At 69.3% G+C, this 21,361-nt stretch carries 17 protein-coding genes; 11 read left to right on the top strand and 6 right to left on the bottom strand.

Features of this window, described 5'->3' with window-relative positions:
• Positions 1 to 122 precede the first annotated feature (122 nt).
• Complete coding sequence (locus AC1VNM_RS18785; RefSeq protein WP_483107898.1) at positions 123 to 2,105, top strand: acetyl/propionyl/methylcrotonyl-CoA carboxylase subunit alpha; 1,983 nt, start codon at positions 123 to 125, stop codon at positions 2,103 to 2,105.
• 78 nt (positions 2,106 to 2,183) lie between these two features.
• A complete protein-coding gene (locus AC1VNM_RS18780; protein ID WP_483107897.1) occupies positions 2,184 to 3,095 on the top strand; it encodes a hydroxymethylglutaryl-CoA lyase in 912 nt (303 codons plus the stop codon).
• 43 nt (positions 3,096 to 3,138) lie between these two features.
• Here the strand turns inward: AC1VNM_RS18780 and AC1VNM_RS18775 are convergent, their stop codons facing one another.
• Positions 3,139 to 3,585 carry a VOC family protein gene (locus tag AC1VNM_RS18775; RefSeq protein ID WP_377159971.1) on the bottom strand — a complete coding sequence of 149 codons (447 nt, stop codon included), beginning with the start codon at positions 3,583 to 3,585 and terminating at the stop codon, positions 3,139 to 3,141.
• Positions 3,586 to 3,725: 140 nt separating this feature from the next.
• On the opposite strand from AC1VNM_RS18775, the gene AC1VNM_RS18770 reads away from it, so the two are divergent.
• Positions 3,726 to 4,307, top strand: coding sequence for a ComF family protein (locus tag AC1VNM_RS18770; RefSeq protein ID WP_377159973.1), 582 nt, complete (start codon positions 3,726 to 3,728; stop codon positions 4,305 to 4,307).
• A 19-nt stretch (positions 4,308 to 4,326) separates the two neighbouring features.
• Here AC1VNM_RS18770 and AC1VNM_RS18765 read toward each other — a convergent pair whose 3' ends face one another.
• Positions 4,327 to 4,878 carry a hypothetical protein gene (locus AC1VNM_RS18765; RefSeq protein ID WP_483107896.1) on the bottom strand — a complete coding sequence of 184 codons (552 nt, stop codon included), beginning with the start codon at positions 4,876 to 4,878 and terminating at the stop codon, positions 4,327 to 4,329.
• Between the two features lie 257 nt (positions 4,879 to 5,135).
• On the opposite strand from AC1VNM_RS18765, the gene AC1VNM_RS18760 reads away from it, so the two are divergent.
• The 3 genes from AC1VNM_RS18760 (at position 5,136) to AC1VNM_RS18750 (ending at position 7,415) form a co-directional block, all read left to right on the top strand.
• Positions 5,136 to 6,626, top strand: coding sequence for a hypothetical protein (locus tag AC1VNM_RS18760; RefSeq protein WP_483107895.1), 1,491 nt, complete (start codon positions 5,136 to 5,138; stop codon positions 6,624 to 6,626).
• Positions 6,616 to 6,909, top strand: a complete 294-nt coding sequence (locus tag AC1VNM_RS18755; RefSeq protein ID WP_483107894.1) for a hypothetical protein — start codon at positions 6,616 to 6,618, stop codon at positions 6,907 to 6,909. Before AC1VNM_RS18760 ends, AC1VNM_RS18755 begins: the two co-directional genes overlap by 11 nt.
• Positions 6,910 to 7,109: 200 nt before the next feature.
• The gene (locus tag AC1VNM_RS18750) at positions 7,110 to 7,415 is read left to right on the top strand and encodes an ElaB/YgaM/YqjD family protein (RefSeq protein WP_377159981.1); all 306 of its coding nucleotides are present in this window, start codon (positions 7,110 to 7,112) and stop codon (positions 7,413 to 7,415) included.
• Between the two features lie 96 nt (positions 7,416 to 7,511).
• Here AC1VNM_RS18750 and AC1VNM_RS18745 read toward each other — a convergent pair whose 3' ends face one another.
• Positions 7,512 to 9,848: a GGDEF/EAL domain-containing response regulator gene (locus tag AC1VNM_RS18745; RefSeq protein ID WP_377159983.1), complete on the bottom strand. Its 2,337-nt coding sequence runs from the start codon at positions 9,846 to 9,848 to the stop codon at positions 7,512 to 7,514.
• 164 nt (positions 9,849 to 10,012) lie between these two features.
• On the opposite strand from AC1VNM_RS18745, the gene AC1VNM_RS18740 reads away from it, so the two are divergent.
• Both AC1VNM_RS18740 and AC1VNM_RS18735 read left to right on the top strand, forming a co-directional pair.
• Positions 10,013 to 10,420, top strand: a complete 408-nt coding sequence (locus AC1VNM_RS18740; protein WP_483107893.1) for a phage holin family protein — start codon at positions 10,013 to 10,015, stop codon at positions 10,418 to 10,420.
• On the top strand, positions 10,417 to 10,809 hold the full coding sequence (locus AC1VNM_RS18735; protein WP_377159987.1) for a hypothetical protein: 393 nt from the start codon (positions 10,417 to 10,419) through the stop codon (positions 10,807 to 10,809). Before AC1VNM_RS18740 ends, AC1VNM_RS18735 begins: the two co-directional genes overlap by 4 nt.
• A gap of 9 nt (positions 10,810 to 10,818) precedes the next feature.
• On the opposite strand, the gene AC1VNM_RS18730 is transcribed toward AC1VNM_RS18735, so the two are convergent.
• Together AC1VNM_RS18730 and AC1VNM_RS18725 are read right to left on the bottom strand one after the other, a co-directional pair.
• Positions 10,819 to 13,323 carry a YgiQ family radical SAM protein gene (locus AC1VNM_RS18730; RefSeq protein ID WP_483107892.1) on the bottom strand — a complete coding sequence of 835 codons (2,505 nt, stop codon included), beginning with the start codon at positions 13,321 to 13,323 and terminating at the stop codon, positions 10,819 to 10,821.
• 100 nt (positions 13,324 to 13,423) lie between these two features.
• On the bottom strand, positions 13,424 to 14,218 hold the full coding sequence (locus AC1VNM_RS18725) for a TetR family transcriptional regulator (RefSeq protein WP_377159991.1): 795 nt from the start codon (positions 14,216 to 14,218) through the stop codon (positions 13,424 to 13,426).
• 259 nt (positions 14,219 to 14,477) lie between these two features.
• Between AC1VNM_RS18725 and AC1VNM_RS18720 the strand changes: the two genes are divergently transcribed.
• From AC1VNM_RS18720 to AC1VNM_RS18710, 3 genes are read left to right on the top strand one after another with little or no spacing between them, the layout of a single operon-like run.
• On the top strand, positions 14,478 to 15,665 hold the full coding sequence (locus AC1VNM_RS18720) for an efflux RND transporter periplasmic adaptor subunit (protein ID WP_377161718.1): 1,188 nt from the start codon (positions 14,478 to 14,480) through the stop codon (positions 15,663 to 15,665).
• Between the two features lie 29 nt (positions 15,666 to 15,694).
• Positions 15,695 to 18,880, top strand: a complete 3,186-nt coding sequence (locus tag AC1VNM_RS18715) for an efflux RND transporter permease subunit (RefSeq protein ID WP_483107891.1) — start codon at positions 15,695 to 15,697, stop codon at positions 18,878 to 18,880.
• Positions 18,881 to 18,882: 2 nt separating this feature from the next.
• Positions 18,883 to 20,301, top strand: coding sequence for an efflux transporter outer membrane subunit (locus tag AC1VNM_RS18710; RefSeq protein ID WP_483107890.1), 1,419 nt, complete (start codon positions 18,883 to 18,885; stop codon positions 20,299 to 20,301).
• A gap of 96 nt (positions 20,302 to 20,397) precedes the next feature.
• Here the strand turns inward: AC1VNM_RS18710 and AC1VNM_RS18705 are convergent, their stop codons facing one another.
• Positions 20,398 to 21,300, bottom strand: a complete 903-nt coding sequence (locus AC1VNM_RS18705; RefSeq protein ID WP_483107889.1) for an NAD(P)-dependent oxidoreductase — start codon at positions 21,298 to 21,300, stop codon at positions 20,398 to 20,400.
• Between the last annotated feature and the right edge of the window lie 61 nt (positions 21,301 to 21,361).

Below are 21,361 nucleotides of genomic sequence, written 5' to 3'. Positions count from 1 at the left end.
CGTGACGGCCCCTGCCGGCACGCGGCCCCGGACGATCGCGAAGCGCGCTCGTCCGGGCGCACCCGGCGCGAAGCGGCCACAAGCCGCGACGCGCCGAGGACCCGAAACATGAGGAGACACCCGTGTTCAAGAAGATCCTGATCGCCAACCGCGGCGAAATCGCCTGCCGCGTCGCCGCCACGGCGCGCCGTCTCGGTGTGAAGACGGTTGCCGTCTATTCCGATGCGGACGCGAACGCGCGCCACGTCCAGGCCTGCGACGAGGCCGTGCGCATCGGCGGTCCCGCGCCGCGCGACAGCTACCTGCAGTGGCAGCGCATCCTCGAGGCCGCGAAGGCCACGGGCGCGCAGGCCGTCCATCCCGGCTACGGCTTCCTGAGCGAGAACGAGGAGTTCGCGCAGGCCTGCGCCGACGCAGGCCTCGTGTTCATCGGCCCGCCGCCGTCGGCGATCCAGGCGATGGGCCTGAAGGCCGAATCCAAGCGCCTGATGGAACAGGCCGGCGTGCCGCTGGTGCCCGGTTATCACGGTGCCGATCAGGATCCGGCGCTGCTGCGTCGCGAGGCCAATCGCATCGGTTTCCCGGTGCTGATCAAGGCCAGCGCGGGCGGCGGCGGCAAGGGCATGCGCGCGGTCCACGCGGACGAGGAATTCGACGCCGCGCTCGCCTCCTGCAAGCGCGAGGCGATCAACAGCTTCGGCGACGACGCGGTGCTGATCGAGCGCTACGTGCAGCGCCCGCGGCACATCGAGATCCAGGTCTTCGGCGACAGCCACGGCGATTGCGTCTATCTGTTCGAGCGCGACTGCTCGGTGCAGCGCCGGCATCAGAAGGTCCTCGAGGAGGCGCCGGCCCCCGGCATGACGGCCGAGCGCCGCGCCGAGATGGGCGCGGCCGCGGTCTCGGCCGCGAAGGCGGTCGGTTACCAGGGCGCGGGCACCGTCGAGTTCATCGCTGAGCAGGACGGCCGCTTCTACTTCATGGAGATGAACACGCGGCTGCAGGTCGAGCATCCGGTGACGGAGGCGATCACCGGCCAGGACCTGGTCGAGTGGCAGCTGCGCGTCGCCGCTGGCGAACCGCTGCCGCTGAAGCAGGACCAGCTGCGCATGCACGGCCACGCGATCGAGGCCCGCATCTGCGCCGAGAACCCCGAGGGCGGTTTCCTGCCCGCGACCGGCACGCTGTCGGTGGCGCGCTGGCCGGCGCACGAGGCGTTCCGCCGCGCCGACGTGCGCATCGATTCGGGCGTGGGCGAGGGCGATGCGATCAGCCCGTTCTACGACTCGATGATCGCCAAGCTGATCGTCTGGGGCGAGACGCGCGAGCAGGCGCTGGCGCTGCTGGACGCGTCGCTGCGCGACACGCACATCGTGGGGCTGCATACCAACGTCGCGTTCCTGCGCCGCTGCGCGGCGACGGCGTCGTTCACGAATGTCGACCTGGATACCGCGCTGATCGAGCGCGAGAAGGCGGTGCTGTTCGGTCAGCCGGGCCTGCCGCTCGCAGATGCCGCGGCGGCCGTCGTGGCACACACTCTGGCGGAAGAAGCGCTCACCGAATCCGTCGATCCGTGGAGCCGCCGCGATGGCTGGCGGATGTTCGGCGCGGCGCAACGCCGCTTCGAACTGGACGTCGACGGCGAGCATCATCAGGTGCTGCTCGCGCGCCACCATCACGGCAGCCTGTCGCTGTCGGTCGGCGGCGAGTCGATCGCGCTGGCGGTGCGTTCGTCGGGGCCGGAGCGCCATGAGCTCTACCTGGGCGAGCGTCGCATCACCGTCTCGACCTACAAGGTCGGCGAGCAGGTGGCGGTGTTCGGCGCGGACGGCTCGGCGCTGGTGACTGAGGTCGACGTCATCGCCCACGCCGGTCAGGGTCAATCGGAAGCGGGTCGACTGACCGCGCCGATGCCCGGCAAGCTGGTGGCTTTCCTGGCCCAGCCGGGCGATGCGATTACCAAGGGCCAGCCGCTGGCGGTGATGGAGGCGATGAAGATGGAACACACCATCACCGCGCCGCGCGACGGCGTGGTGGCGGAGCTGCTGTTCGCGATCGGCGACCAGGTCGGCGACGGCGCCGAGCTGCTTCGGCTGCAGGCGTGAGGCCGCTGGCCCTCACCCCCGCCCTCTCCCGCAAGCGGGAGAGGGAGTAAGCCAGACACCCAGCCAGAGGATCAAGCCATGACGACATTGCCCACCCGCGTCACGCTCGTCGACGTCGGCCCGCGCGACGGCCTGCAGAACGAAAAGGAAAACGTCGGCACGGCCGACAAGGCCCGGCTGGTCTCGCTGCTGCAGGACGCCGGCCTGAAGGAGATCGAGGTCACCAGCTTCGTCTCGCCGAAGTGGGTGCCGCAGATGGCGGACAACACGGCGGTGATGGCGGCGATCGAGCGCCGGCCCGGCGTGCGGCACAGCGTGCTGGTGCCCAACATGAAGGGCCTGGAAGCCGCGCTGCCGACCAAGCCGGACGAGATCGTCGTCTTCGCGGCCGCGTCGGAGGCCTTCTCGCAGAAGAACATCAACTGCTCGATCGCGGAGAGCATCGAGCGCTTCGCGCCGGTCGTGGCCGCGGCGCACGAGGCGGGCATCAAGGTGCGCGGCGCGCTGTCGTGTTCCGTCGGCTGCCCGTACCAGGGCGACGTGTCGGCGGACGAGGTCGAGCGCGTCGTGCAGCTGATGAAGGCCATCGGCGTGGACCACCTCGGCGTGGCCGACACGATCGGCGTCGGCACGCCGCGCAAGGTGCAGGCCGCGATGGAACGTGCGCTCAAGCACTACCCGCTGGTCGAAGTCAGCGGGCATTTCCACGACACCTACGGCCAGGCGCTGACCAACATCTACGCCTGCCTGGAGATGGGCATCCACACCTTCGATGCGAGCGTCGCCGGCCTCGGCGGCTGCCCGTACGCGAAGGGCGCGACCGGCAATGTGGCGACCGAGGACGTGGTGTTCCTGCTGAACGGCCTGGGCATCGAGACTGGGATCGACATCGACAAGCTGGTCGATGCGGGGGCGTTCATCTCGGGCGTGCTGGGCCGGCCGCCCGTCTCGCGGGTGGGGAAGGCGATCCTGGCGAAGCGCAAGGGCTGACGCCGCGCGACGCGTGCGGCCTCGTCCGGGGCCGCCGGGTGTCTCAACCCCTGACCCGCTCCACGAACCACCACAGGTGGCCGCCGAGGTCGAGCACGCCGTAGCTCTTGTCGGCCCAGTACTCGGGGCCGTAGTCCTCGATCTTGGGCTCGTAGACGATCGTCGCGCCCGCCGCGCGGGCGCGCTCGCAGTGCGCGGCGGCGTCGTCGACGTAGACCATCAGGCTCTGCGTGTTGGCCCCGCCCACGCCCTTGGGACTGCGCAGCGGGATGCCGAAGCGCTGCGAGCGCTCCCCTTCGCCGCCCTCGCTGACCATGATCAGCGCGTCCCCGTAGATCAGCTGGCTGTGGACGACCGAACCGTCGTCGCCATCGACCCGCAACTGCACTTCGAACCCGAAGGCCTTGCACAACCACGGGATCGCCTCGGCGGCGCTGTCGTAGAACACGGCGCTGGACAGACGCGGCCAGCCGGCGGGCGTGGGTTTCATCGCAACTCCTGCGGGTCGGCTCCGGGACGAAGCCAGGCGTCAGCATAGGCGATCGGACGTCCGACGCGCGACGAGCCCATCTCGAACCAACTGTTGGACCCGCCAACCAAGACGCCTTTCCATGTTCGAAAGGCGTTTCGATGAAAGTCTCCCTGCGACAGATCGAGGGTCCGTGGACCGCTGGTTTCGTGCTCGACAAGCAGATGCTGAGCAGCGTCTACGTCGGCGACGACCGCGAAGGTCGTCCGCAGTTCGAGCACACACGCACCGACGCCGGCGAGGCCCTGTTCCAGCTGAAGTACCGCGGCGACAAGTCGCAGGCGGAGCCGCTCGCCCGCGCATTGCGCAACTTCATCCTGCCTCGTCTCGGACCGGTCGGTTTCATCGTGCCGATGCCGCCGTCGCGCGTCCGTCCGTGGGACCCGATGTCGCTGATCGCGCGCGAGCTGGCGCTGCAGCTGCGCGTGCCCGTGTTCGAGCGGCTGCTGCTGAAGACGCCGCTGTCACGACCGCTGAAGGACTTCCCCACGCGCGAGGAAAGACTGCTGGCCCTCGCCCAGGCGTTCTCTCTGCACGACGAGGTCCGCAACCAGGGGCTGTGGAACGCCCTGCTGATCGACGACGTGGTCGACAGCGGCGCCACGATGGAGGCGGCCAGCCTGATGCTGCGCAAGTACCGGAAGGTCAACCACCTGTACGTCGCGGCGGTGACCTGGACATGAAGGAAGCGGGTGTCGATGATCAGCCGGCGGTGAGCGTTCGCGCGACGCTGTCGCGGAACTTCGCCGCGCGCTCGGCGTCGGATTCGGCCTCGATGCGCTCGCAGCAGAGGTCGATCCATTCCAGGAAGCGGCTTTCGGTGTCGGCCTGCCGTGCCAGGTCTCGCAGTTCGCCTTCGCGGCCGGCCAGCATCCGGGTGACGAGGTCGAGACCGAAGAACTTCGCGGACACGAGCCGGCGCGCCCGATCCTGTGCGGCGCGCGCCAGCGCGGCGGCTTCGAGTACTTCGGCCTCGTGGATGACGTCGAGGCCGGTGACGATCGGAGGCGTCGCGGCCACCGTCGGCGGCACGACGATGGCCGGCACCTCGACCAGCCCCTGGTCGACCAGGCGTGTCAGGCCGTCGTCGCCCAGGCCCAGGCCGCGGCCGAGCTGGCGCAGTTCTTCGGCGTTGCGCTTGCCGTCGACGGTGATGAGCAGCGCGCGCAGCGCGGGCGGCAGCCGGCGCTGCCCCGGCGCGAGCATCTCGCGCGCCAGGTCCGTCTTGCGGGGAGGTGTTACGGATGCTTGCATGGCGGGCGGATCTTGCGGAGCCCGCGTGCACGCTTGATGACACCCCCCATAGGCCTCCCGCCTCCACCTCCGCGGCCGCCGCGGCGCCGATTTGGGCGCCCCGCGTCGTTGCGAATCCTCGCCATAGCGCTGCTATGGCTCCGGTTCGCGCCTAGCGGTGCATCCCAAATCGGCGCCGCGGCGGCCGCGGAGGGCAGGGCAGACCTGAACTAGGATCCACGTGTTCCGGGCGGCGGGCCGGACCAAGGAGGACCTCCATGGACAAGCTGGTGATCGTTCATCGCGGCGCGCTGCGCGCCAAGTACGGCGCGACCGCGCTCACGAAGATCGACGCGGCGTTGAAGGCGCTGGCCGCCGCGGACAAGCGGCGCGGCGTCGACACGCTGATCGTGGCCGTGGACCTGGCGTCGGTGATGAAACCCTACAGCGTCGCGCCCGTGCCGGCTCGGCCGGACGCCAAGTCGCTCAAGGGCGTCATCGACGCGCTGGCCCATGCGCGTCTGCCGCATTACTTCGTGCTGCTGGGCGGGCCCGACGTGCTGCCGATGGTCCCGCTGAAGAACCCGGCCCATGGCGGCGAGCTCGGGGACTCGGACAAGCTGGTCCCCAGCGACCTGCCGTATGCCTGCGAGGCCGCCTACTCGACCGATCCGAACCGCTTCCTCGGGCCGACGCGCGTCGTGGGCCGGCTGCCCGACCTCCCCGGCGCGACGAAGCCCGACCTGCTGCTCCAGTTGATCCGCGCCGCCGCCCGCCACACGGGCCTGCCGCGCGACGCCTTCGCCGACAGCTTCGGCCTGTCGGCCGAGGTGTGGCAGGGCTCGACGCGGCTGAGCCTGACCAACACCTTCGGCAATGCCGACCGACTGCACCTGTCGCCGCCCGGCGGCCCGAAGTGGACCAAGGCGGACCTGGCGCCGCGGATGCACTTCATCAACTGCCACGGCGCCGAGGACATGCCGGAGTACTACGGCCAGCGCGGCGAAGACTTCCCGGTCTCGATGCGATCGGCGCTGCTGCGTGACCGCGTCACCGCCGGCACCGTCGTCGCGGCCGAGTGCTGCTACGGCGCGCAGCTCTTCGATCCAGCCCAGGCCGACGGCGACTGGCCGATGGCGCTGCGTTATCTGGCCGACGGCGCCTGCGGCTTCCTCGGCAGCACGACGGTGGCCTACGGCCCCAGCGACGGCAACGGCTCGGCCGACCTGATCTGCCAGTATTTCCTGCAACGGGTCCTGGCCGGCGCCTCGCTGGGGCGGGCCCTGCTGGAGGCTCGCCAGAAATTCGCCGGCGAGCGCACCCACCTCGATCCGATGGACCTCAAGACGCTCGGGCAGTTCTACCTGCTGGGCGACCCGTCGCTGCAGCCGGTGTCAGGGACGGGGCATGCGCTGTCGCGGACGAAGGCGTTCCGCAAGGCCTTCGCCTCGGTCGAGGATCGCGGCGTGCGTGGCCTGCGGCGCGAGCGGCTCGAGCGCGAGGGGCGCAACCTGGCGCGTTCGTTGCCCCGTCTTCAGTCCACCGACGCCGCGCCCGCCAAGGCCGTCGCCGACGCCGTGCGGCCGATGCTCAAGGAGTCCGGCATCGACGCCGACCACTGCGTCCCCATCAGCTACCGCATCGCCGGCGCGCCGGGCCATCGAACGATCCACGTCTACAAGGGCTGGGTCGATCGCCGGCTGCTGGCGCTGATCGCCACCGAACAGGACGGCCGCCTCCTGCACGTGAGACGCATGCATGCCCGCTGACCTCGACGACTCGACCGCCCCCGCCCCCACGGAGCAACTGCGCGGCCGCCTGTGCCGCGAGCGCGTCGACGCGGGCAGCAAGAGCGAGCGCCAGGCCTTGCTGCTCGCGGTGGCCGACGGCGAACGCGTCGCGTTGCGCCGCGCCGGCGCCAATCCCTTCCGCGATCCGGAACTGGAGGCGCTGGAGGGTCAGGTCTTGATCGTCGAAGGCGAACGCCGCGCGCGTTATTTCCTGGTGCGCCACTACACCGTTTGCGCCGAGGATGGCGGGTCGCCGGGGTGATTTCCTCTCTCTCGCGCGGCTACCGGGAGCGAAATCTGCCGGAAGCGGGCGCATGGCCCGCGCATTGGCAAAACCGCGCGCCGCGGTCGGACACCCGTCGGGGCGACTTGCCGGGGACTGCTCGACAGACGTACAACCGGACTCCGTCCCGCGCCGATGCGCTTTCTGATCCCACAAACCGACCAAAAGGAGTAACGCTCATGGCCAAGACCTCTCCCTCCGACCGCCTGCTGACCGACCTGCACCAGGTGGTGACCGACGCCGAATCGCTGCTGCGCGCCACGGCCGACCAGACGAGCGCCGGCGCCTCCGAGCTGCGTGCCCGCGTCCAGTCGACGCTGGACCGCGCCAAGTCCAGCCTGGGCGAGTTCCAGTCCGTGGCGGTCGAACGCGCGAGGGCCGCCAGCAAGGCGACCGACGACTACGTGCATGACAACCCGTGGCAATCGATCGGCGTGGCGGCCGGTGTCGGCCTGCTGATCGGGCTGCTGCTCAGCCGCAAGTAAGCCGCAAGGCGATCGACGACGGCGCTCGCGCCGCCGTCGATCGGCGACCGCCGTCAGGCGTCGCGGTCCAACGACCGCCGGCTCCAGGGTGGTCGTTCAGCGGCCGCTGCTGGCTGGCGCCGCGCAAGGCGCCGCCAATACCGTCACCGCGGTCGTCGCGGGCGGATCCGTTTCCCAGGACTTGGGCGCGGCCAGCCAGCGATCCAGTTCGTCCGCCGGCATGGGCTTGGCGAACAGCCAGCCCTGACCCTCATGGCAACCCAGCGCCAGCAGATGCTGGCGTTGTTCCTCGGTCTCGATGCCTTCGGCAACGACGCGCATGCCGAGGCTGCATCCCAGGTTCACCACCATCTGCGCGATCGTCGCGCCTGCGGCGGAGCTTTGCGCCTCGCGGACGAAGGCGCGGTCGATCTTGAGCCGTTCGACGTCCAGCCGGCGCAACTGGCTCAGCGACGAGAACCCGGTCCCGAAGTCGTCGATCGCGACCGAGGCGCCCGTCCCGCGGATCTCCGCGAGCACGCGCAGCACGGCCGAGACTTCTTCCATCGCCATCGATTCGGTGATCTCCAGCTCCAGCGCGGCGCCGGGCACGTCAGCGTCGGCCAGCGCGCGGCGGACCGTGTCGATGAAGGCGGGATGGCGGAACTGCGCCAGCGAGATATTCACCGCGATGCGGAATTCCGAATAGCCGGCGTCGCGCAACTGGCGCACCTGACGGCAGGCGGTCCTCAGCACGAATTCGCCGATCGGGACGATCAGTCCCGACTGTTCGGCCAACGGGATGAACTGGTCGGGCGGCACGAACCGGCCTTCGTCGGTGCGCCAGCGCAGCAGCGCCTCGGCGCCGATCACGCGGTGCGTGGCCAGCTCGACCTGCGGCTGGTAGACGACGAACAGCCGCCGCTCCTCGAAGCTGGCGCGCAGCCCCTTGAGCAGCTTGAAGCGCTCGCGCGCATCGATGCCCATTTCCGGAGAGAAGTACTGCGACGCGCCGCGGTTGCCCGCCTTGGCGCGCTTGAGCGCGATCTGCGCGTCCAGCAGCAGTTCGGACCCCAGGGCGCGCGACTGGGCCAGGCGCACCAGGCCGGTCGTCGCCGACAGCTGCAGCCGCTCGCCGGAGACGGTGAAGGGATCGTCGAAGACGCTGCCGATGCGCTGGCCGTTGACCATGTCGTCCGGCCCCAGCAGGCCGAAGGCGTTCGACGAGATGCGCGCCATCGCGGTGTTGAACCCGAGCCGCTGCGCCAGCCGCTGCGACACGGCTTGCAGCACCTGGTCGCCGAAGCGGTGACCGAAGGCATCGTTCACATCGGCGAAGTCGTCCAGGTCGATCAGCGCCAGCGTGATGCCTTCGGGCGACTTGAGGTTGTGCTCCAGCAGCTCGATGAAGCGGGTGCGGTTCGGCAACTGCAGCAGCGGGTCGTTGTACGCCTGGTCCGTCAGCTGCGTGTAGAGCATGACGTTCTCGAAACCGACGGCGATGTTGGAGCAGAACGCGCGCAGCAGCTGGCGGTCGAGCTCGTCGAGCTCGCGCTGGACCTCGACCAGCGCCGCCATCGCACGCCCGCTGGGCAGGCCGAAGAACAGGACGGTGCAGCCGTCCTCGTACAGGTTGTGGCCCACCGACAGGCAGCGCGAGAGCAGTTCGCGGATCTTGCCGGCCGGCACCGCATGCAGCGGGCGGTTGATCAGCGAGCTGTACTGGCCGGCGGCCGCGATCACGCGGGCTTCTTCGCTGACCTCGCCGCTGTGGTGCTTGGGGGCCTGCACGCAGACCAGGCCCTCGGGCAGCGTGCCCAGCAGCGCGCACAGCTGCGTGACCACGCCCTCGGCGAAGCGGTGCAGGCCGTGCTGGCGGCCGAGCTCGGTGCTGGCCTCGACGATCATCTCCAGACCCTGCCGGTTCGCCTCCAGCGCGCGGATCTGCCGGTACGACCGGATCGCGGCGGTCAGCACCGTGTAGAGCCGCGTGCGGGTCAGCTCCGACTTGGTCTTGTAGTCGTTGATGTCGTAGGCCTGGACCGTCTCGATCTCGGGCGCGTAGCCCGGCTGGCCGGTGCGCAGCACGATGCGCACGGCGCGCTGGCGCAGCTCCTCGCGGATGTGGCGCACCAGTTGCAGGCCGGCGTCGTCGGACTCCATGACGACGTCCAGCAGCACGACGGCGATGTCGGGTTCGTGCCCCAGCAGCGAGCGGGCCTCGGCCGCGGACTTGGCGTGAAGGAAGGCCAACGGCTGGCCCTCGACCTGCAGTCCCTGCATGGCGAGCTCGGTGGCCTTGTGGACGTCGGTGTCGTCGTCGACGATCAGCACCCGCCAGGGCTTGCGCGCCTCGTCGGGCTCGTCGGCCGCGTGCTCGTGGTCATCCAGGAACTGCAGCAGGTCATCGTCTTCGACGACGGCGGAGTGCGGCGTGTGCTGGCGATCAGGCATTGAATGGACCTTGTCAGGCAGGCGGCGCGGGGTCCGCGCAACCAGGCGTTACCGCACTGTAGCCCAAGCCCTGCGGGCGGATCGGACAAAGAACGCCCTCGTTTCCCCCGATTCAGTGATAGCTTTGGCACACCGAGAGGCCGGACACAGAGGAGAAACAATCGATGGAATCACGCGATCCGGGGCTGACGGAGCGGCTGCGGCGAGTGGCCGATCGGGCGCTCGAACTGGCCCGCGTGCGGCTGGAACTGCTGGGCGTGGAATTGCAGGCGGAGCTGCTGCGTCTGTTCGGCGCGCTGACCGCGCTGTTGCTGGCCTTGCTGCTTGGCGTGGCCGCCTTGCTGATGCTGGTGTTCGCCGCACTCCTGTGGGTGCCTGACGTGTGGCGGGCGCCGGTGGGGGCGGGGCTGGGCGCGGCATTCCTGATCGGCGCCGCGGGGTGCTGGTTCTGGGCGAAGCGGCAACTCGCGGCGGGCAAGCCGTTCGCGGCGAGCGTCGCCGAACTGGCACGAGACCGGCGGGCGCTCGAGCCTGAGGACGGGCCGGAAGGCGGCAGCGGAGTGCGGCCGTGATGTGGGGCGACGCACGTCAGCGGCTCCAGCTGCGGCAGCTCGAACTGCAACTGCGCAGCGCCGAGTTGCGGCTCGGCTTGCGGCACGAGGTGCAGGGGCTGGAAGGTCCGATGCGATGGGCCAACCGCGGCCATGCCCTCTATCGGTTGGCCGGCAGTCTGCCGCGACTGTGGCGGACCGTGGCGGCGCTCGCTGCGGCGGGTGGCCTGGCGGGCCTGATGCGCACGTTCCGGCGGCACGATCCGGAGGCGGCTGACAGCCCGCCGGGACGGATCGCCCGGCTCTGGGCGTGGATCAGCCTGGGATGGAAGGTGTGGCAGTGGGTGAAGCCGGCGCCGCCGGCCGGGCCGTCGACCTCGTCGACGTCGCCGGACGCCGACGACTGCTGATCCGCTGCCTCAGCGCGGGCCGCGCTTGGCGCCCGCTGCTTTTGTGCCCGCTTTTGCGCTGGCGTTTGCGCTGGCTTTTGCGCCGGCCTTCGCGCCCGCCTTCGGCGCCGTGCCGCCGCCCGTCTTGACGAAGGGCGTGGCCGGCGAACGCTGCGGGGTCCGCGCCGCGCCAGTCTCGCGCGGCGGCAAGCCGGTGTGCTGGGTCAGGATCTGGCCCGAGCGCGGCTTGTTGGGCGCGACCTTCTGGCCGGCCTGCGTCGAGTTCTTGCGCCGTGCCGATTCGTAGCCGCCGTCGGTCGCCGGCTGGAAGGTCGGGATCAGGTGGTGCTTGCCGTTGCCGATCAGGTCGGCGCGGCCCATGTCCTTGAGTGTCTCGCGCAGCAGCGGCCAGTTGTTGGGGTCGTGGTAACGCAGGAAGGCCTTGTGCAGGCGCCGACGGCGCTCGCCCTTGACGATGTCGACCGGCTCGCTGTCGCGCGTCACCTTCTTCAGCGGGTTCTTGCCCGAGTGGTACATCGCCGTGGCCGTGGCCATCGGGCTCGGATAGAAGGTCTGCACCTGGTCCGCGCGGAAGCCGTTGCGCTTGAGCCAGAGGGCCAGGTTCATCATGTCCTCGTCGGCCGTGCCCGGGTGGGCCGCGATGAAGTAGGGGATGAGGAACTGCTTCTTGCCCGCCGCCGCACTGGCCTGCTCGAACAGCTGCTTGAAGCGGTCGTAGGTGCCGATGCCTGGCTTCATCATCTTCGAGAGCGGACCGCCCTCGGTGTGCTCCGGCGCGATCTTCAGGTAGCCGCCGACGTGGTGGGTCACCAGTTCCTGGATGTACTCCGGCGACTCGATGGCCAGGTCGTAGCGCAGGCCCGAGCCGATCAGGATCTTCTTCACGCCGCGCAGCGCGCGGGCGCGCCGGTACAGCTTGATCAGCGGACCGTGGTCGGTGTGCAGGTTCGGGCAGATGCCTGGATAGACGCAGCTGGGCTTGCGGCAGGCGGCCTCGATCTCGGGGCTCTTGCAGCCGATGTGCCACATGTTGGCGGTCGGGCCGCCGAGGTCCGAGATGATCCCGGTGAAGCCCTTGACCTTGTCGCGGATGTCCTCGATCTCGCGGATCACCGAGTCCTCGCTGCGGCTCTGGATCACGCGGCCCTCGTGCTCGGTGATCGAGCAGAAGGTGCAGCCGCCGAAGCAGCCGCGCATGATGTTCACCGAGAAACGGATCATTTCCCACGCCGGGATCTTCGTGGCGTGGTCGTGGCTGCCGTTCTCGTCGGCGTAGACCGGATGCGGGCTGCGGGCGTAGGGCAGGTCGAAGACGTGGTCCATCTCGACCGTCGTCAGCGGGATCGGCGGCGGATTCAGCCAGACGTCGCGGTCGACGCCGCCCGACGAATGCCGCTGCACCAGCGCGCGCGCGTTGCCGGGATTGGTCTCCAGGTGCAGCACGCGGTTGGCGTGGGCATAGAGGACCGGATCGCTCTTGACCTGCTCGTAGGCCGGCAGCCGGATCACGGTGCGGTCGCGCGGCGTGACCAGCGCGCGGCCGTCGGTCTTCGACAGCGTCTGGCGGATGATCTTGATCGGCTTGATCTCGGGCATGCCCGGCTGAGGCGCAGCACCCGTCGCCGGGGCGCCAGGAGCGCCGGCGGCCTGGGCCTGTTCCTGCTGCTTCGAGCAATCGGTGCCTTGATCGGCGGCCGCTTCCTCGGTCGTCATGTAGGGACTCAGCAGCGCGTCGATCTTGCCGGGGGCGTCGACGTCGGTCGAATCGATCTCGAACCAGCCGTCCAGCGAGACCTCGTCCGGCTTGCGCATGAACGCGGTGCCGCGCACGTCGGTGATCGACTCGATCGGCTTCTTCTGCGACAGGCGGTGCGCGATCTCGATGATCGCGCGCTCGGCGTTGCCGTAGACCAGCAGGTCGGCCTTCGAGTCCACCAGGATCGAGCGCCGGACCTTGTCCTGCCAGTAGTCGTAATGCGCGATGCGGCGCAGCGAGGCCTCGATGCCGCCGATGATCACGGGGACGTCCTTGAACGCCTCCTTGCAGCGCTGCGTGTAGACCAGCGTCGCGCGGTCGGGCCGCTTGCCGGCGCCGCCGCCCGGCGTGTAGACGTCGTCCGAGCGGATCTTCCGGTCCGCCGTGTAATGGTTGATCATCGAATCCATGTTCCCGGCCGCCACGCCGAAGAACAGGTTGGGCTTGCCCAGGGCCCGGAACGCGTCCGGCGAGTTCCAGTCCGGCTGCGCGATGATCCCGACGCGGAAGCCCTGCGCCTCCAGCGTCCGTCCGATGACGGCCATGCCGAAGCTCGGGTGGTCCACATAGGCGTCGCCGCTGACGATGATGATGTCGCAGCTGTCCCAGCCCAGTTGCGTCATCTCCTCCCGCGACATCGGCAGGAAGGGGGCGGGGCCGAACCGTTTCGCCCAGAACGGGCGGTACGAGGTCAGCGCCTTCTGGCCGGTCTTCTTCAGATCGGACAGTGGACGGGTGGGCGGAGGTGCGATGGACACGGCGGCGGCTCGGGCGTGGGCAACCGGGTATTGTCGCCGCTGACTGGGGTTCTCCCCAGGGCAGCCTGCATAAATGCAGGGCTTTCCAACGGAATAGGCGTCAGTCTCGGGGCGTGGCGGGGTCGGCGGTACGCCGGACGCCATCGTCGCCGCCATGTTCCGCATCGTCGGCCGCGTGGCCGTGACCGGGCAGGTCGTGGCCGCGGCTCGCGTCGCAGACCGGCTGCCGGCCCAGCGCGCCACGCTCGGCGGCGGTCAGCGGCGGGAAGCGGTTCGGCACCACGACCGTCAGCGAGGACAGGTAATGCTCCAGCCGGGCCTGGCCGACCACGATCAGGTCGAAGGCCTCCGGATCCAGGATCCAGTGATGCAGCAGCCCGCCGATCAGCGCCATCAGCCCGATGGCCGCCTGGTGGGCATCGACGTCCTGGGGCAGTTGGCCGAGCGCCTTGGCGCGCTCGAAGGCTTCCCGGTTGTGGGCGGTCCACTCCCGGTGGGCGGCGACCTTGCGGCCGCGGATCGACGCCATCTCGCCGACGAACTCGACACGCAGGTTGGCGATCTCGAAGGCGCGGCGGGTGCGGGCATTGAACGCCGCGCAGTGCATGACGTTCATCAATCTCAGCCGCAGATCGTCCAATGGGCGGTCCGGTCCGGGGGACACCGACGCCTCGAAGTCTTCCTCCAACGGCATGGTGGCGCGTTCCATCATCGCGTTGAAGAGCTGGACCTTGTCCTCGAAGTGCCAGTACACGGCCCCGCGGGTCACGCCGGCGGCCTGCGCGATGTCCTGCAGCGAGGTGCGGGAGACGCCGCGCTCATGGAAAAGCTGTTCCGCGGCGTCGAGCAGACGGGCGCGGGTTTCCTGGGCTTCCTGTTTGGTTCGACGAGCCATGTTCCGATTGTAGGAGCACATGGCAGAAACATACATGCATGAATGTATGTATATACTGCGCCACTTTGGTCGAACCGTACCGATGCCGTACGTCGTGGCGGTAGGGCCGCGGTTTGCCCCGTCCGCCCGGCTGTTCGAGCCGGGCCGACCACCTGAATCTGCGAATCTGTACTTCGAGAGGAATCCCATCGTGATCTCTACCCCTCTGACAAGAGCAACGCCGGGGTCGGAGCGCCCGGTCCTGAAGGCCGGCGCACGCATGCTGTATCTGCTGCCGCTGGTGATTTCGATCGCGGCCGTGCTGACCGCGTGCGGCAAGGACGAAAAGGCCGCCGGTGCGCCGGGCGGCGGCATGCCCCCGGCCAACGTCGGCGTGGTGACGGTGGGTCAGCAGGCGGTGGCGCTGCAGACCGAGTTGCCGGGCCGCGTCGAGGCACTGCGCACCGCCCAGGTCCGCGCCCGGGTCAATGGCGTGATCCTCAAGCGCCTGTTCACCGAAGGCTCCGAAGTGAAGGCCGGTCAGGCACTGTTCCTGATCGATCCGGCGCCGTACCAGGCGCAGCTCGACAGCGCCAACGCCAACGTGGCCAAGGCGCAGGCCAATGAAGCCCAGGCCGCCGCGCAGGCCGCGCGCAACAAGCCGCTGGCCGACGCGAAGGCGATTAGCCAGCAGGAATACATCACCTCGGTCGCGACCGCCAAGGCCGCCGCGGCCGACGTGGCCGCCGCCAAGGCGGCCGCGGTGACGGCCAAGCTGAGCCTGGACTACGCCCATGTCTACGCCCCGATCGCCGGCCGCATCGGCCGCGCGCTGGTGACGGAAGGCGCGCTGGTCGGCGCGTCGGATGCCACGCAGCTCGCGCTGATCCAGCAGGTCAGCAGCGTCTACGTGAACTTCACGCAGTCGGCCAACGAGGTGCAGGCGATGCGCCGCGCGCTGGCGGCCGGCCAGCTCCGCAGCGCGGGCACGAACGCCGCACAGGTGGAAATCGTCGGCGACGACGGCACCGTGCTCCCGCGGACCGGCAAGCTGCTGTTCACGGACCTGACGGTCGATCCGACCTCGGGCCAGGTCACGCTGCGCGCCGAAGTGCCGAACCCCGACAGCGCCCTGCTCCCCGGCCAGTACGTCCGCGTGCGCGTGGCGCAGGCGGAGCTGCCGTCGGCGATCCTGCTGCCGCAGCAGGCGGTGACGCGCGGCTCGACCGGCGACACCGTGCTGGTGGTCGGACCCGACAACAAGCCCGCGCCGCGCAAGGTCAAGATCGGCAATGCCATCGGCAACCAGTGGGTGGTGCTCGACGGCCTGAAGGCCGGCGAGAAGGTCATCGCCGACGGCTTCCAGAAGATGTTCGTGCCGGGCGCGCCGGTCAATCCGGTGCCGTTCAACCCGGCCAGCGCCGCCTCCGGCGCAGCGCCCGCGGCCTCGGCCGCGGCGAGCCGCTGAGCGCCTGACGCTCAGGAAGGATCCAAGACATGGCACGTTTCTTCATTGATCGCCCCATCTTCGCGTGGGTGATCGCCTTGTTCATCCTGGTCTTCGGCGGGGTGGCGATCACCCAGCTGCCGGTGGCGCAGTACCCGACCGTGGCGCCGCCCTCTCTGGTGATCTCGGTGGCGTATCCCGGCGCCTCGGCCAAGACGCTGGACGAGGCGGTCGTTTCCGTCATCGAGCAGGAGCTCAACGGCGCGCCCGGACTGGCCTACATGGAATCGATCAGCCAGGCCAACGGCACCGGCTCGATCACGGTCACTTTCGAATCGGGCACCAACATCGACCTGGCGCAGGTCGAGATCCAGAACCGCCTCTCGCGCGCCACGCCGCGCCTGCCGGCGGCGGTCACGCAGCAGGGCGTGCGCGTCGACAAGTCGCGTTCGAACTTCCTGCTGTTCGTGACGATGGCGTCCAAGGACGGCTCGATGGACCCGATCGCGCTGGGCGACTACGCCGCCCGCAACATCGTTCCTGAAATCCAGCGCATCCCCGGCGTCGGCCAGGCGCAGCTGTTCGGGTCCGAGCGCGCGATGCGCATCTGGCTGGATCCGGCCAAGATGCAGTCGTACAACCTCAGCCCCGCCGAGGTGAGCGCGGCCGTCGGCGCGCAGAACGCGCTGGTGCCGGCCGGCGTGCTGGGCGACCGCCCGAACACCTCCAGCCAGACCATGTCCGCGACCATCGTCGTGAAGGGTCAGCTCGAGGACAAGGCGCAGTTCGAGAAGATCGTGCTGCGCGCCAACACCGACGGCTCCAAGGTGCTGCTGAAGGACGTCGCCCGCATCGAGCTGGGCGGCCAGAGCTATGCCACCTACACGCGCCTGAACGGCCAGCCCTCGACCGGCATCGGCGTGCAGCTGTCGCCCACCGGCAATGCGCTGGGCACCGCCAACGCGATCAAGAAGCGGATGGAGGAGCTGCAGAAGTTCTTCCCCGCCGGGGTCGTCTACACGGTCCCGTACGACTCGTCGAAGTTCGTGAAGATCTCGATCTCCCAGGTGGTCGAGACCCTGATCGAGGCGATCGTGCTGGTGTTCCTGGTGATGTACCTGTTCCTGCAGGACTGGCGCTACACGCTGATCCCCACGCTGGTGGTGCCGGTGGCGCTGCTCGGCACCTTCGGGGTGATGCTGTCGCTGGGCTTCTCGATCAACGTGCTGACCTTGTTCGGCATGGTGCTCGCGATCGGCATCCTGGTCGACGATGCGATCGTCGTCGTCGAGAACGTCGAGCGCATCATGAGCGAGGAGGGCCTGTCGCCCCGTGAAGCGACGAAGAAGGCGATGGGCCAGATCTCCGGCGCCATCATCGGCATCACCACGGTGCTGATCGCGGTGTTCGTGCCGATGGCGTTCTTCTCGGGCTCGGTGGGCAACATCTACCGCCAGTTCTCGCTGGCGATGGTGGCGTCGATGGCGCTGTCGGCGCTGATGGCGCTGTCGCTGACGCCGGCCCTGTGCGCCACGCTGCTCAAGCCGGTCGAGGCCGGCCACCACCACGAGAAGCGCGGCTTCTTCGGCTGGTTCAACCGCGGCTTCTCCCGCACCGCCAAGGGCTACGAAGGCTGGGTGTCCAGGCTGCTCAAGCGCGGCGGCATCATGATGGTGGCGTTCGCCGCGATCGTGGCCGTCGTCGGCTGGCTGTACATCCGCATGCCGACCTCGTTCCTGCCCAACGAAGACCAGGGTTACCTGATCGTCAACGTGCAGCTGCCGCCGGGCGCGACGTCCAACCGGACCGAGCAGGCCGTCGCCGCCGTCGAGAGCTTCCTGCACAAGCAGCCGGAAGTGGCCGACACGATCGGCGTGATCGGCTTCTCCTTCTCGGGCCAGGGCCAGAACGCCGCGCTGGTGTTCGTGCCGCTGAAGCCGTGGGAGGAGCGCGGCGGCAAGGAGCACAGCGCGCAGGCGCTGGCCGGCCGCGTGATGGGCGCGATGATGGTGGGCGTGCGCGACGCGTTCATCTTCCCGCTGTCGCCGCCCCCGATCCCGGAACTGGGCACGGCCACCGGCTTCGCGCTGCGCCTGCAGGACCGCGGCGGCCTCGGCCACGAGGCGCTGCTCAACGCGCGCAACCAGCTGATGGGCATGGCGCAGAAGAGCCAGCTGATCACCGGCATGCGGCCGGACGGCCTGGAAGACGCGCCGCAGCTGCAGATCGACATCGACCGCGAGAAGGCGCAGGCGCTGGGCATCGGTTACGACACGATCGCGCGCACGCTGGGCATCCAGCTGGGCTCGACCTACGTCAACGACTTCCCGAGCAGCGGCCGCATGCAGCGTGTCGTGGTGCAGGCCGATGCGCCCAAGCGCATGACGCCGGAAGACGTGCTGTCCATCAACGTGACCAACGCGCAGGGCGCCAACGTCCCGCTGTCGGCCTTCGCGTCGAGCCACTGGATCACCGGCCAGATGCAGGCCACCCGCTACAACGGCTATCCGGCGATGCGCCTGGCCGGCGACGCGGCGGCCGGCGCCTCGACGGGTCAGGCGATGAAGGAACTCGAGTCCATGATCGCCAAGCTCCCGCCCGGCATCGGGTACGAGTGGACGGGCCTGTCGCGCGAGGAGCAGCTGTCGGGCTCGCAGGCCGGCATCCTGCTGGCGTTCTCGCTGCTGGCGGTGTTCCTCTGCCTGGCGGCGCTGTATGAGAGCTGGTCGATCCCGCTGTCGGTGATGCTGGTGGTGCCGCTCGGTCTGCTGGGCGCGCTGCTGGGCGCCACCTTCCGGGAGATGCCCAACGACGTGTACTTCAAGGTCGGCCTGATCACGATCATCGGCCTCTCGGCGAAGAACGCGATCCTGATCATCGAGTTCGCGAAGGACCTGCAGGCGCAGGGCAAGGGGCTGGTCGAGTCGATCCTCGAGGCGGCGCACCTGCGCTTCCGTCCGATCATCATGACCTCGCTGGCCTTCATCCTGGGCGTCACGCCGCTGTTCTTCGCGAGCGGCGCGGGCTCGGCGAGCCAGCGCGCCATCGGCACCGGCGTGCTGTCGGGCATGGTCACCGCGACCTTGCTGGCGGTGGTGTTCGTGCCGGTGTTCTTCCTGGTCGTGCGCCGCTTCTTCAAGGGCAGCGACCGCCAGAACAAGCTGTACGCCCACGAACTGGACGGTCCGGATCCGACCAAGGCCATCGCGGCCGCCAAGAACGCGGACGGAGTCTGAGCATGATGAAGAGCAAACTTTCCGTGATGGCCGCCGCGGCCGCGACCGTGGCGCTGCTGACCGGCTGCGTGAACCTCGCGCCGGACCACAAGCGTCCGGACGCGCCGGTGGCGCCGCAGTGGCCGCAAGGCCCGGGCGCCGAGTCGACCGACGCCAAGGCGGCGACCGAACTGCAATGGCAGCAGTTCTTCCGTGACGAGCGGCTCAAGCAGTTGATCGACCTCGCGTTGAAGAACAACCGCGACCTGCGCATCGCGCTGCTGAACGTCGACGTCGCACGCGCGCAGGCCAACGTCACGGCGGCGAGCCGCTGGCCGACGGTCAACGCCGGGCTTTCGGCGTCGCGCGGCCCGCAGACCACGTCCAACGGCGACAGCCGCATCGTCAACGCCTACCAGGCGGGTCTGCAGATCACCTCGTACGAGATCGACCTCTTCAGCCGCGTCAAGAACCAGAGTGCCGCGTCCTTCGCGCAGTACCTGGCAACGGGCGAGGCGGCGCGGTCGGCGCAGATCAGCCTGGTGGCCGGCGTCGCGTCGGCCTACCTGGCGGTGCAGGCCGACGAGGAACTGCTGGCGCTGACGCGCCAGACGCTGTCGACGCGCGAGGACAGCCTGAAGCTGATGCAGCTGAAGTTCGACAACGGTGCCGCGTCCAACCTCGACCTGAGCACGGCGAAGTCGTCGTACGAATCGGCGCGTGCCACCTTGGCCCAGGCCGAGCGCACGCGCCAGCAGGACCTGAACGCGTTGACGCTGCTGGTGGGGCAGGGGGTGCCGGATTCGCTGCCGCAGTCCAGGCCGCTGAGCGACCAGACCATGGGCGCGCTGCTGGCGGGCATGCCGTCGCAGGTGCTGGTGGGCCGGCCTGACGTGGTCCAGGCGGAGCAGCAACTGGTGGCGGCCGAAGCCAACATCGGCGTTGCGCGGGCGGCCTACTTCCCGAGCATCACGCTGACGAGCAGCGTGGGCACGGCGAGCAGCGCATTGCGTGACCTGTTCAGCCAGAGCGCGTGGAGCATCGCGGGTTCGGCGCTGATGCCGATCTTCGACGCGGGGCGCGTGCGCAACAACGTCGATGCGGCCAAGGCCAACCGCGAGATCGCGGTCGCCCAGTACGAGAAGGTCGTGCAGACGGCGTTCCGCGAAGTGGCCGATGCCTTGGCCGGCCGCGCGACGCTCGACGAGCAACTGCGCGCGCAGGATGCGCAGGCGGCCGCGGAAGCGACCCGTCTGGAGCTGGTCGACCTGAGCTTCCGCAACGGTGCGGCGTCGAGCCTGGATCTGCTGGACGCGCAACGCGCGACCTTCGCTGCTCAACAGGCGGCGCTGCAGGTGCGCCTCGCGCAACTGCAGAACCAGGTCCAGCTCTACAAGGTGCTGGGCGGCGGGGTGTCGAGCGGAGCCGTGGTCAGCCAGTGATGGTGGGGCCGGAATGATGCGAGGGGTTCCCGGAGGGATGCCCCTTGCGTCGTGGAGAGCCCGCGCTTGGCGTGCCGACCGACAGCGTCCTGGCGATCAGCGCAGGCGCTTGATCAAGCTCGACGTATCGAAGCGATTCCCGCCCATCTCCTGCACATCCGCATAGAACTGGTCGACCAGCGCCGTCAGCGGCAACCGGGCGCCATTGCGGCGGGCTTCGTCGAGCACCAGTCCGAGGTCCTTGCGCATCCAGTCCACGGCGAAGCCGAAGTCGAACTTGTCTTCGACCATGGTCTTGCCGCGGTTGTCCATCTGCCAGCTCTGCGCGGCGCCCTTGCCGATGACGTCGAGCACCAGCGCCATCGGCAGGCCGCTCTTCTGTCCGAAGGCGATGGCTTCCGACAGTCCCTGGACGATGCCGGCGATGCAGATCTGGTTGACCATCTTGGCGAGCTGTCCGGCGCCGGCGTCGCCGACGCGGGTGACCGCCTTGGCGAAGTGGATCGCGTAGGGGCGGATCTTGTCGAACACGGACTCCTCGCCGCCACACATGACCGTCAGCGCGCCGTTGACCGCGCCGGCCTGTCCACCGGAGACGGGGGCGTCGATGAAGTGGAGGCCGAGCTTCCCTGCTTCGGCGAAGAGCTCGCGGGCGACCTCGGCCGAGGCCGTCGTGTGGTCGACGAAGACCGCGCCGGGCTTCATGCCGGCGAAGGCGCCGTCGGGGCCCAGCACGACCGAGCGCAGGTCGGCGTCGTTGCCGACGCAGCAGAAGACGATGTCCGCGTCCTTGGCCGCTTCACGCGGCGTCGCGGCGGATTGGCCGCCGAACTCGGAGGTCCAGGCTTGCGCCTTCGCGGGCGACCGGTTGTAGACCGTGACCTGCTGGCCGGCCTTGGCCAGATGGCCTGCCATCGGGAAGCCCATCACGCCGAGTCCCAGGAAGGACACGCGGAGGGACGGAGTCGATTCGTACGAACGCTGGCCGATGCTGCTCATGGAAGGACCTGTCACGGGGTGTTGAAGACCGCGTGATTGTGGCCCTTCCATCGGGCTCGGA

It is taken from the genome of Mitsuaria sp. MSU3D (assembly GCF_056867975.1).
Note: the sequence above shows the minus strand (reverse complement) of the source record. Positions and strands in the feature narration are given on the sequence as shown.

Bases quoted from the DNA above. Each gene is read 5' to 3' on its own strand.
- AC1VNM_RS18760 (WP_483107895.1), top strand. From the start codon at position 5,136: ATGGACAAGCTGGTGATCGTTCATCGCGGCGCGCTGCGCGCCAAGTAC.
- AC1VNM_RS18775 (WP_377159971.1), bottom strand. From the start codon at position 3,585: ATGAAACCCACGCCCGCCGGCTGGCCGCGTCTGTCCAGCGCCGTGTTC.
- AC1VNM_RS18780 (WP_483107897.1), top strand. From the start codon at position 2,184: ATGACGACATTGCCCACCCGCGTCACGCTCGTCGACGTCGGCCCGCGC.
- AC1VNM_RS18750 (WP_377159981.1), top strand. From the start codon at position 7,110: ATGGCCAAGACCTCTCCCTCCGACCGCCTGCTGACCGACCTGCACCAG.
- AC1VNM_RS18755 (WP_483107894.1), top strand. From the start codon at position 6,616: ATGCCCGCTGACCTCGACGACTCGACCGCCCCCGCCCCCACGGAGCAA.
- AC1VNM_RS18705 (WP_483107889.1), bottom strand. From the start codon at position 21,300: ATGAGCAGCATCGGCCAGCGTTCGTACGAATCGACTCCGTCCCTCCGC.
- AC1VNM_RS18715 (WP_483107891.1), top strand. From the start codon at position 15,695: ATGGCACGTTTCTTCATTGATCGCCCCATCTTCGCGTGGGTGATCGCC.
- AC1VNM_RS18710 (WP_483107890.1), top strand. From the start codon at position 18,883: ATGATGAAGAGCAAACTTTCCGTGATGGCCGCCGCGGCCGCGACCGTG.
- AC1VNM_RS18745 (WP_377159983.1), bottom strand. From the start codon at position 9,848: ATGCCTGATCGCCAGCACACGCCGCACTCCGCCGTCGTCGAAGACGAT.
- AC1VNM_RS18720 (WP_377161718.1), top strand. From the start codon at position 14,478: ATGCTGTATCTGCTGCCGCTGGTGATTTCGATCGCGGCCGTGCTGACC.
- AC1VNM_RS18770 (WP_377159973.1), top strand. From the start codon at position 3,726: ATGAAAGTCTCCCTGCGACAGATCGAGGGTCCGTGGACCGCTGGTTTC.
- AC1VNM_RS18725 (WP_377159991.1), bottom strand. From the start codon at position 14,218: ATGGCTCGTCGAACCAAACAGGAAGCCCAGGAAACCCGCGCCCGTCTG.
- AC1VNM_RS18740 (WP_483107893.1), top strand. From the start codon at position 10,013: ATGGAATCACGCGATCCGGGGCTGACGGAGCGGCTGCGGCGAGTGGCC.
- AC1VNM_RS18765 (WP_483107896.1), bottom strand. From the start codon at position 4,878: ATGCAAGCATCCGTAACACCTCCCCGCAAGACGGACCTGGCGCGCGAG.